Source organism: Terriglobus sp. YAF25, from assembly GCF_052113305.1.
Lineage (GTDB): Bacteria > Acidobacteriota > Terriglobia > Terriglobales > Acidobacteriaceae > Terriglobus.
Map to the genome: position 1 here is coordinate 1 of NZ_JBFRCY010000053.1, position 10613 is coordinate 10613.

Annotated in this window: 9 protein-coding genes and 1 tRNA gene; 6 read left to right on the forward strand and 4 right to left on the reverse strand. The window is 59.7% G+C overall.

What is annotated here, in order from left to right:
- From AB4043_RS03495 to AB4043_RS03505, 3 genes are all read left to right on the forward strand, one after another.
- A partial coding sequence (locus AB4043_RS03495; protein WP_442306510.1) for a sensor histidine kinase occupies nucleotides 1-2728 on the forward strand: 2728 nt, incomplete at its 5' end.
- On the forward strand, nucleotides 2725-3348 hold the full coding sequence (locus tag AB4043_RS03500; RefSeq protein ID WP_442301450.1) for a response regulator: 624 nt from the start codon (nucleotides 2725-2727) through the stop codon (nucleotides 3346-3348). The genes AB4043_RS03495 and AB4043_RS03500, both read left to right, overlap by 4 nt.
- Nucleotides 3349-3558: 210 nt before the next feature.
- Nucleotides 3559-5091, forward strand: coding sequence for a protein adenylyltransferase SelO (locus tag AB4043_RS03505; protein ID WP_442301449.1), 1533 nt, complete (start codon nucleotides 3559-3561; stop codon nucleotides 5089-5091).
- A gap of 274 nt (nucleotides 5092-5365) precedes the next feature.
- Here the strand turns inward: AB4043_RS03505 and AB4043_RS03510 are convergent, their stop codons facing one another.
- The 3 genes from AB4043_RS03510 to AB4043_RS03520 form a co-directional block, all read right to left on the reverse strand.
- Nucleotides 5366-5797 (reverse strand): RidA family protein, encoded by a 432-nt coding sequence (locus AB4043_RS03510; RefSeq protein WP_442301448.1) that lies wholly within the window; start codon nucleotides 5795-5797, stop codon nucleotides 5366-5368.
- Nucleotides 5798-5953: 156 nt separating this feature from the next.
- On the reverse strand, nucleotides 5954-7045 hold the full coding sequence (locus AB4043_RS03515) for a 3-deoxy-7-phosphoheptulonate synthase (protein ID WP_442301447.1): 1092 nt from the start codon (nucleotides 7043-7045) through the stop codon (nucleotides 5954-5956).
- A gap of 78 nt (nucleotides 7046-7123) precedes the next feature.
- Nucleotides 7124-7213: transfer RNA gene (locus AB4043_RS03520), tRNA-Ser, on the reverse strand.
- A gap of 113 nt (nucleotides 7214-7326) precedes the next feature.
- Between AB4043_RS03520 and AB4043_RS03525 the strand changes: the two genes are divergently transcribed.
- The gene (locus AB4043_RS03525) at nucleotides 7327-8619 is read left to right on the forward strand and encodes an ABC transporter permease (RefSeq protein ID WP_442301446.1); all 1293 of its coding nucleotides are present in this window, start codon (nucleotides 7327-7329) and stop codon (nucleotides 8617-8619) included.
- A 72-nt stretch (nucleotides 8620-8691) separates the two neighbouring features.
- Here the strand turns inward: AB4043_RS03525 and AB4043_RS03530 are convergent, their stop codons facing one another.
- Nucleotides 8692-8940 (reverse strand): hypothetical protein, encoded by a 249-nt coding sequence (locus tag AB4043_RS03530; RefSeq protein ID WP_442301445.1) that lies wholly within the window; start codon nucleotides 8938-8940, stop codon nucleotides 8692-8694.
- A 171-nt stretch (nucleotides 8941-9111) separates the two neighbouring features.
- On the opposite strand from AB4043_RS03530, the gene AB4043_RS03535 reads away from it, so the two are divergent.
- Nucleotides 9112-10026, forward strand: coding sequence for a bifunctional 5,10-methylenetetrahydrofolate dehydrogenase/5,10-methenyltetrahydrofolate cyclohydrolase (locus AB4043_RS03535; RefSeq protein WP_442301444.1), 915 nt, complete (start codon nucleotides 9112-9114; stop codon nucleotides 10024-10026).
- A 2-nt stretch (nucleotides 10027-10028) separates the two neighbouring features.
- Nucleotides 10029-10613 (forward strand): dephospho-CoA kinase (coaE, locus tag AB4043_RS03540; protein WP_442306511.1); only part of this gene is annotated, 585 nt, incomplete at its 3' end.

Sequence of the window (10613 nt, forward strand, 5' to 3'; positions counted from 1 at the left end):
CCCCGGCCTGGCAGACGACCTGTGGATCGGCACCGATGGCGCCGGCGTAATCCATCAGACGGCGACCGGCGCCGTAAACATCAGCAGCGCCGCCGGCCACGAGAATGAGCGCATCCGGACGATGGTCTTTGACCACGATGGAACCCTCTGGATCGCGACCCAGTATGGCATTCTGCGCTACCGCAATAACCAACTTGAGACGGTTCCCGACGTCGGCATTATCGGCGGCGACATTACAACGGTCTTCGCCGARGACACGCACGGCGGCATGTACTTCGTGACCTCGTCAGGACTCTTTCACCGGACCAGCCACGGTGTAACGCGTGTCCCAGTTCCCGCCCAGTTCGGCGAGCCCACCTCCGTGTATCGCGACCGAACCTCCCATCTGTGGCTCGGCACCATGCATGCGGTTCTCGATGCGACGGAACGCGCCGGCCAGGAACCTACATTCACGCAGCGCATGCAGGTTGACACCCAGGTCACCATCCTGGTCAGCGATCGCCAACACAACCTTTGGATCGGCACCAAGAACAGCGGCCTCTTTCGCTGGAATAGCGAAGGCGCATCGGGGTGGTCCACGGCAGATGGTCTGCCGGATGACACTGTCCGCACCCTCTTTGTCGATGACGAAGACAACCTCTGGATCGGCGGCCTGACCGGAGGCCTTAGCCGATGGCGGCGCGCGCCCTTCGCCATGCTGCAGGCTCCGGATTTCAAGCCGTCCTATTCTGCCGTCGCCTTTGGCGACAGCAAGGGAGACCTGTGGCTTGGCACCTGGGGACAAGGCGTATTTCGTCAGCACAACGGCGTCATTGCCCCAGTCCACATTCCCGGAATGCCCGTCAGGACGCCGATCCGAACCATTACGGAAGACAAGCACGGCCGCATCTGGGTGGGAACCTGGTTCGATGGCATCTACTCCTTCAACGGAGAGACTTGGAGCCACCACCAGCTCGGGATTGAGTCTCCCGTCAACGCTGTAAGCGTCCTGCACTCCGACCGCCTGGGAGGCTTATGGGTTGGAACCTACACCGGCCTTCACTACTTCCGCAGCGGCATTCCTGCAACGACCGGAGGCGAGACCTACCTTCCCTCAAAACTCATCACCGATCTGCTGGAAGATACCGATGGCTCCATCCTGGCGGCGACCAGTACCGGTCTGTTCCGTATCGCCGACGRTCAAGTCCAGACAATTCGCGAGATGCCCCATCCTTATGTGCTCTCGCTGTCATTGGACTCGCACGGAAACGTCTGGGCCGGCTCGCGCACCGGCGGACTCTCCCGCATCGCGGGCGACCGGGCATTCCCCCTGCCCAACGACGCCGGGCTTCCATCCATGCCCATCTACAACATGCTGGAAGACGCACACGGACATCTCTGGCTGGGCACATCGCAGGGCGTCGTCAGAATTCTCGCCTCTGACCTGAACGATCTGTCGACCGGAAAACTTCAGCGCATCTCTTCGACGCTATTCATCAAGCAGGACGGCATGCCCTCCTCCGACTGCAGCGGCCCGTCGCGTCCCTCCGCAACCCGCCTTCCCAACGGAATAATGTACTTCGCCACCAGCAAAGGCTTCGCGCGGACAACTCCGTTCGCCGAAACCGCGACCATGGCTCCGCCAACCGCCCGCATCACCGGCTGGACCTTCGGAAATGACACACGCGCCGAATCGTTGTTGACCGGCGACCGTGTCGTGATCGATCCCTCAGAGGGCGAGATCAACTTCCGCTTCGACGCCAGCCGCCTCTCCAACCCCTCGCAGACGGAGTTCCGTTATCGCCTGACAGGCTATGACTCGGGCTGGGTGACCACCCACTCCCGCTATGCACGCTATCGCCGCATCCCGGCTGGCACCTACGCCTTTGAGGTGCAGGCACGCGTCGGCGGCGATCCATGGATGACTCCCGTCGCCTCCATCAGTGTTCGCCAGCGGCCACACTTCTACGCCACCTACACCTTCTATCTGCTGGTCGGCATGCTTGTCTTCTTCCTCGGAGCACACCTGTACACGCGCCGGATCCGCCGTGTGAAAGGAAACATGGGCATCGTGCTGCAGGAACGCAACCGCATCGCGCGCGAGTGTCACGACACGCTGATGGCGGGCTTCGCCGCCATCTCATGGCAGCTCGAAACGGCTTCGCGCACTCTCGACCGGGATGCCCATGAGCTCGCCGATGCGAAGAGCGCCTGTGACATGGCGCGCAGCATGGTCTCGCACTGCCAGGCAGAGGCACGGCGCATTATCTGGGATCTGCGGGATACCGACGAGGTCACAGGAGTCCTGTCCCAGGCTCTGTCGAAGGCCATCAGCTCGCACTATAAGCAGGACGATGTGGAGACTCGCATGGCAGTCGAGGGGCGGGAGATTCTGCTGCCTCCGGCGTCGGTGCATCACCTTGTCTGCATTGGACAGGAGGCCGTCTCCAATGCGCTAAGGCACGGCCAGCCGAAGTCTATCCTTGTGCATTTACGGTATGATGAATCCGCACTAAAAATGGTGATTCACGACGATGGCGTTGGTTTTTCCCAGGATCGCACCGGGACCCGGCGCGGGCATTTCGGCCTGCTGGTGATGGAGGAGCGCGCGCGCAAAATCGGCGGACGCTTCAACGTAGAGAGCGCGCTCAATCGAGGCACTGAAGTCTCCGTCGTGTTGCCATACGACTCGCCTGACCCATCGCGGCGCTTGTCAGACACAGATGTAATCCGGTGGATCGGCCTATGAACCCCATCCGCGTCATCCTGATTGAAGACCACTTCCTCGCGAGGATGGCGCTGCACTCTGTGCTTTCAACCCATCCTCAGATCAAAGTGGTGGGCGAGGCCAGTGACGGTCAGCAGGGAATCGACCTCTACCACCAGCTCACGCCGGACGTCGTTCTGCTCGATCTGCGAATGCCACGCATGAGCGGCTTCGAGGTGCTGCAGCATATCCGTAAAGACTTCCCCACCGCCCGATGTATCGTGCTCTCCGCCTATCGCGGCAGCGAAGACATCTACCGCGCCGTGCGTGGCGGAGCCATGGGCTACCTCACCAAAGACGCCTCCGGAGAAGAGGTCACCAATGCCGTGCTCACCGTAAGCCGCGGCCTCCGCTACATCCCCAAAGAGATTCTCCATCGCCTGGCCGAGCGCATGCCTTCGGTCGACCTCACTCCACGCGAAAGCGAAGTGCTGACCTGCATCACACAAGGCTTCTCCAACCGCGAGATCGCCGAAGAGCTGGGAATCGCCGAAAAGACCGTCCGCATCCACGTCAGCTCCATCCTGGAAAAGATGGGCGCCCGCGACCGCACCCAGGCCACCATCTACGCACTACAGCGCGGTTTAGTCGACCTGCAGTAGGCTCTACGCGCTGAAGGCGCGTTCTATACCAGCCTGGGGCAACGCCCCAGGTACCAGGCCATAGTGACGAAAAAGGGCTGAAGGCGGGCTGAAGGCCCGCTCTATAACTCTTCAGCGAAACCTGCTGTACGCCAAGGCCCGGCTTCCCCAACCAAGCATTGCACCAACGCCCATAAAACACGCCCACCGTAGATCAGGGAAAATAGAACGATGAGCCTGACCGAGGATCGCGACCTGAAGCCCCTTCGCATTCCCTTTGCGAACAGCTATGCCCGGCTGCCGGAGAATTTCTACGCACGAGTTGCACCCACTCCGGTCACCACACCCAGGCTGGTAAAGCTGAACCTCCAGCTTGCCGATCTGCTGGGATTGGATGCCGAAGCCCTGGCCAGCCCGGAGGGCGTCGCTGTACTTGCAGGCAGTCGCGTAGCCGAAGGCTCAGAACCTCTCGCGATGGCCTATGCCGGCCACCAGTTCGGATACTTCGTGCGGCAGCTCGGCGATGGCCGGACAAACCTGCTCGGCGAGGTCGTGGGACGGAATGGCATCCGCTATGACATTCAGCTCAAAGGCTCGGGCCGTACTCCCTTCTCGCGCAATGGCGATGGACGCGCGGCAGTCGGACCCGTCCTGCGGGAATACATCGTCAGCGAAGCCATGGCCACGCTGGGTGTGCCGACAACGCGATCGCTCGCCGCAGTCACCACCGGCCAGGCAGTCTTTCGCGAGACCGCGCTCCCCGGAGCCGTACTGACTCGCGTTGCCGCAAGCCATCTTCGCGTCGGCACCTTTCAATACTTCTTTGCACAGGGAGATGTTGCCGCCCTCCGTAGACTTGCCGATTACGCCATCGAACGCCACTATTCGGAGGAGGCTGCCGCGCCTGAAGCGGCAACCGCGACACGCCGCTATCGCGCATTCCTCGATGGAGTCGTCACACGTCAGGCAAAGCTCGTCGCACAATGGATGCTGATCGGCTTCATTCACGGCGTGATGAATACAGACAACACCTCCATCTCCGGAGAGACCATCGACTACGGCCCCTGCGCCTTCATGGAGGCCTATCATCCGCGCACGGTCTTCAGCTCCATCGACCACCAGGGCCGCTACTCATACAGTAATCAGCCAAACGCAATGCACTGGAACCTGGCGCGTCTTGCAGAGACGATCCTTCCCCTCATGGTGGAAGAAGAGGGCGGCGATGAAGCCGGACTCGCATCGGCATATGAATCGCTGGAACAGTTCGGCAAACACTATGAAGCCGCGCTCAACACAGGCATGCGGCAGAAATTAGGACTGATGACAGAGCAGGAGAGCGACACAATCCTGATCGAGGACCTGCTCAATCGCATGATGGAACAACGCGCGGACTACACACTGACCTTCCGCCGTCTCTGCGATGCCGCCTCCAGCACGGAAGGCAATGCCGCTGTCCGTGCCCTGTTCACCAACCCGGCAGCATTCGATGAGTGGGAACCGCGCTGGCGCCAACGCCTGACGCAGGAGAATCTCTCAGCCGAAGAACGCGCTGCACAGATGCGCCGCACCAACCCTATCTACATCCCGCGTAATCACCTGGTAGAGGCGGCACTGGAAGCAGCAACCGAAAAGCAGGACTTCCAACCCTTCGAAGATCTACTACAGGTTCTGGCGAAGCCCTACGACGAACGGCCAGACCTGGAACGCTACGCCACACCAGCCCGCCCCGAAGAGTACGTCAGCAAAACCTTCTGCGGCACGTAGCATGGTGGTTCAAACCATCCGGTGGGAGCAGCGGGGTCCCCAGCCAGCTTTGCTGACTGGAGTGGTCAGCGGGCTTCAGCCCGCTGATATGACACCCTAAAACAAATGGTCTTTAGCCCTGGGCTTTTACTTGAATGGGTAGGAGAAGCCCAGGGCTAAAGACCATTTCGATAAGGCGACGGATTTATATCGCCGAAGAGTAGAAACGCGAGTGCATACCCCCCCTAGAGCAAGTCCTGCACTCGCGTTGATCAAATCGAATTCTCTTAGGAATCTACTGCTTCACAGCAATCGCCGAGATCTCAATCTTGGCATCGCCGATCAGACCCGCAACTTTCACTGTTGCACGAGCTGGCTTCGGGTTTGGCATCAGGCGCTTATAGACCTCGTTCATCTTGGGCACGTCATTGAGGTCGGTCACATACACCGTCACACTGACCAGGTCGGTCATCTTGAAACCGGCCTTCTCGACAACGCGCTGAATAGCGGCAATCGTGCGCTCTGTCTGGAACTCAATGGTGGTGCCGGTCACCTTGCCATGATCGTCCGGTCCCTGCTGACCGGCGACATACAGCGTGTTCCCTGCGATGAAGCCGTCGGAGAACGGCATCTTCGGATTGAAGTCGACCGCCTTGTTCTGGGCGTGAGCGGTGAAAGGTGCAGCCAGCAGCAAAGCCAGCGCGGCGCGCATAAGGTTCTTGGTCACGGGTTCGAATGCCTCCAAAGTGAGATGGAGGTATTCTTTCACTTCATCAAGAAGGCCGGACTAGGCAAAGAGACCTACGCGAACACGAAGTCCTGATCTCTATTGCAATGAGATCAGGACTCCATGATTGGTCTGAATTGACGTCTTCGGCGCTCTTTACTCGGCGGCCGCTACCGGCTGGGCGGCGGCCTTCTTTACTCGGCGCTCACGCACAGCTCCGGCGAGATCGCGCAGCAGGACCTGCGTTTCGGCCCAATCGATACACGCATCCGTGATGCTCTGCCCGTACACCTGCGCCTTGCCATTGACGAGCGGCTGAGTGCCGGCGACGAGATTGCTCTCGATCATCACACCCATGATGCGGCTATCGCCCGCGGCAATCTGTCCGGCAACATCGCGGCAGACGGCGCCCTGCTTGCGGTGGTCTTTGCCGCTGTTCGCATGGCTGCAATCGATCATGATGCGTGGCTTGACCCAGGCCTTTTCCATCTGCTCAGCAGTAGAAGCAACCGAGGCAGCATCGAAGTTCGTCGTCTGACGGCCACCGCGCAGGATGATGTGGCAATCCGGATTTCCGGAGGTCAGCAAAATCGCCGACTGCCCCGTATCCGAGGTTCCCAGGAACGTATGTGGATGATTCGCAGAAAGAATCGCATCGATCGCGATCTGCACATTGCCCGAGGTGCCGTTCTTGAAGCCAACCGGGCAGGAAAGTCCGGAGGCGAGCTGGCGATGCACCTGGCTCTCCGTCGTACGAGCTCCGATCGCGCCCCAAGTGACAAGATCCGCCACGTACTGCGGCGAGATCATATCCAGGAACTCCGTGCCTGCCGGTACGCCCATCTCCGCAAGATCGAGCAACAGGCGGCGCGCGATGCGAAGGCCGTCATTGATGCGGAACGACTCGTCCAGGTACGGGTCGTTGATCAGGCCCTTCCAGCCGACGGTGGTCCGCGGCTTCTCGAAGTAGAGCCGCATTACGATCATCAGCTCGTCCGAGAGCTCCGTAATCGCCTCGCGCAGCAGCCCGGCATACTCACGGGCGGCATCGGGGTCGTGAATCGAGCAAGGCCCGACCACCACGACAAGACGATCGTCGATGCCGTCGAGAACCTCGACGACCTGGCGACGCGCGTCAAAAACGGTAGCTGAGGCCCGCTCAGTGACGGGCATCTCTTCTTCCAGAAAGACCGGAGGTAGAACAACTCGGGTCGACTTAATTCTTAGATTGTTGGTCGTGTAAAGCAAAGCGCGCGCCGGAAAGGTTGGTTTCTGAGAAGAATTCCGGAAATCCCGGGGCAACTCAGGACGCACTTAAGCTTCTTATGGCGGAGGGAGAGGGATTCGAACCCCCGTTGGACTTTCGCCCAAAGCGGTTTTCAAGACCGCCTGTTTCAACCACTCACACATCCCTCCGCTTGAGGCAGGTGCGCTGAGGGTTAGCATACCAAGCCCGCCCCTCCGGGTGCGATTTTCGCCCGTTTTTCGTGCTCCTTTTTCAGGTAGAAGTGCTCTAATGAGAAGAGGATATGGCCACCGTAGCTTCATCTCCGGCGCGCCCGGCGCAACGGGCTAGAACCTTTGAGAGCACCCTGAAGTCTGCCAAGACCTCCCTGATGTTCTCGGAGACGTTCAACCTTGCCATTGACAGCTTTAGAGCCAGCAAGGCCCGCTTTCTGCTCACCATGCTGGGCATGGTGATTGGGTCCGCCTCCATCATCCTGGTGGTCACCCTGGGTCTTACCGGCAAGGACTACGCCCTGAACCTGATCTCCTCGATCGGCCCCAACATGATCGAGATGCAGTTCAACGGCGGCAGCGTCGCCGGGCCCGACAATACCTCCACCCCGGATTTCATGACTAATGCCGATATGGATGCGGTGAAAGCCGCTGTACCCGGCATCATCGCCTCCTCGCCGATGCTGGAGTTCCACGACCGCATCAGCATGGGCAGCGGCCTCACCAAAGACGCCATGCTGCTGGGCGTCTCGCCGCAATACAAACAGGTACGCAATCTGAAGGTGCTGCGCGGTCGCTTCTTTGACTATCAGGACGCCACCTCCCACGCCAAAGTAGCGGTCATCGTCAAGTCCCTGGCGCTCTCTCTCTTCGGCGGCTCGGAAGGGGCTATCGGCAACACGCTGACCGTCAGCGGAATTCCTTTCCTGATCGTCGGCGTCTTCGAAGAAAGCGTGGAGACCTTCGGCCAATCAGAGATCAGCGACCAGACCATCCTGATCCCCTATCAAGTCGCCCGCTACTTCCAGGGTACGGACAGCGTAAAGCAGATCTTCTTTACCGTAGCCAACAGTTCCCAGGTTGAGCCGGCCGCCAAGCGCATTCTGGAGATCATCAAGGCTCGCCATCGCCCCACCAGCGTCTATACCGCCTTTACCCTGACGCAGGTGCTGCACGTAATGGGTCAGATCGCCACCATGCTGACGATCGTACTCACATTAGCTGCTGCCATCACGCTCATCGTGAGTGGTGTGGGCATTATGAACTCCATGCTGGCCAATGTGCAGGCGCGTATTCGTGAGATCGGCATTCGCAAAGCCCTCGGCGCCACCCGGCGCGAGATCCTGATGCAGTTCCTCACCGAGAGCGTCTTTCTCTCACTCTCCGGCGGTGTCGTCGGCACCGTTATCGGCCTGGCGATTCCATTCACTGTCACCTTCCTGACACCCGTCAAGGTCCCTCACTCCTGGATGTCGGCCGTGGTTGCGTTGCTGACATCGGTCATCGTTGGCGTAATCTTCGGCACGTTACCTGCGCGCCGCGCTGCGGAACTCGACCCGGTTACCACGCTGAAGTACGAATAAAAAGATTCTCTTCTCAAAACGAAGAAAAGCCCGCGAAGTCGCGGGCTTTTACTTCATAACATCAATCCTGAATTACATCACCAGTGCAACACGCTCCAACTCGCGCTGCATGCACTCAATCGAACAGGAAGCGGATTCAATGCGTGTGGCAGCATTCCGTGCCGCCTGATTCGATACGCCATAGCCGCGACCCATTAGGAAATTGGAAATCAACTCCCCTGCCTGCCAGCTATCCAGCCCTGATTGCAACAGGTCGTTCCGCAGGCCTGCGAGGTCCTGTTCCGTGAACTTCTCGATGCCCTTTTCTATCTCCTGTGCCATCTGCCTCTCCGCCCCTTTCGTGATCTTCCTGCCCACCTGTTTGATTAGACGCTTTTGTAGCCATCGAGTTGCAGCATCTGAAGTAACCAGTTGTAACCCTTTTGTGACATTTTCTTACGCACAACAGGCAACCCCGGTTCCCGGTACGATTGTTATGGAGACAAAAAAGACGTGGCCAAGCTGTTGGATGGAGTCGCCATTGCCGGCGAGATTAAGAACGAAGTTGCCGCTGAAGCCAAAGAACTGGCTGCGCGCGGCATTACCCCCAAACTGGTTGTCGTGCTGGTCGGCCATGTCGCTGCCTCTGAGATCTACGTCCGCAGCAAGGTAAAGACCTGCGGCGAACTCGGTATCGGCAGTGAGATGATTACGCCACCTGAGACCGTGACTACCGAAGAGATGCTCGCTCTGGTCGCGGAACTGAACGCGCGTCCGGATGTCGACGGCATCCTGATTCAGCTTCCGCTACCAAAGCAGGTCGACACCAAACAGCTGCTTGAAGCGATCGATCCACAGAAAGACGTCGACGGATTTCACCCCGTCAACGCAGGCAGGCTCCAGTCAGGTCAACCCGCACTTGCTCCCTGCACACCTGCAGGCATCATTGAGATTCTTGTGCGCAGCAAGATCGCAATCGCCGGAGCCAACGCTGTTGTCGTAGGACGCAGCGATATCGTCGGCAAGCCCGCTGCCATGATGCTGCTGAACGCAAGCGCAACAGTCAGCGTCTGCCACTCGAAGACTGCCAACCTGGTGAATTACACCCGCCACGCTGACATCCTGGTTGCTGCCATCGGCCGCCCCGGTTTCATCACGGAAGAGATGGTCAAGCCCGGCGCGACCATCATCGACGTCGGTATCAACCGCGTGAACGATCGCGCCGAAATGGAGAACTTCTTCCCCAACGACACAACTCGCGCCGCAGGCTTCGACAAGCGAGGATATACCGTCGTCGGTGATGTCGATCCTCGCGCCTTTGCCGTGAGCGGAGCCTATACTCCGGTCCCCGGGGGCGTAGGAGCATTGACCATCGCCATGCTGATGAAGAATACCGTCCGCGCAGCCCGGCAGCGCCGGGGCGTGTAACGATGCTTCGTGTCGGACTTACAGGCGGCCTCGGTAGTGGCAAATCCACCGTGGCCGCCATGCTTGTCGAACTCGGGGCACACGTCATCCAGGCCGATGAGGTCGGCCGCCGGCTGATGCAGCCTGGTCAGAACGTCTTCGACCAGATCGTGGCACACTTCGGCGCGGAAGTACTCGCCGCCGACGGCACCCTGAACCGCACTCGGCTGGCAAAGATCGCCTTCGCCGACGGCCGCGTCGAAGAGCTGAACGCCATCGTCCATCCCGCAACCATCGCAGCCCAGGCCGCATGGATGGCGGAGATCGGTGAGCGCGAACCTGAAGCCGTCTGCGTCGTCGAAACCGCGTTGCTCTTCGAGACGAAACACGGCAACCTGCGCGATCGCTTCGACCGGATTGTGCTGGTCTATGCGCCGGAACAGCTCCGCATCGAACGTTTTCTGGCGCGGCAACCGGGAGCGACGGTGGACGATGCGCGCCGCCGCATGGATGCGCAGATGTCAGACTTTGAAAAGATGCAGCGCTCTCACTTCCTGATCCGCAACGACGGCACGTTGGAAGGTCTACGCCGCCAGATCGTCCAGGTG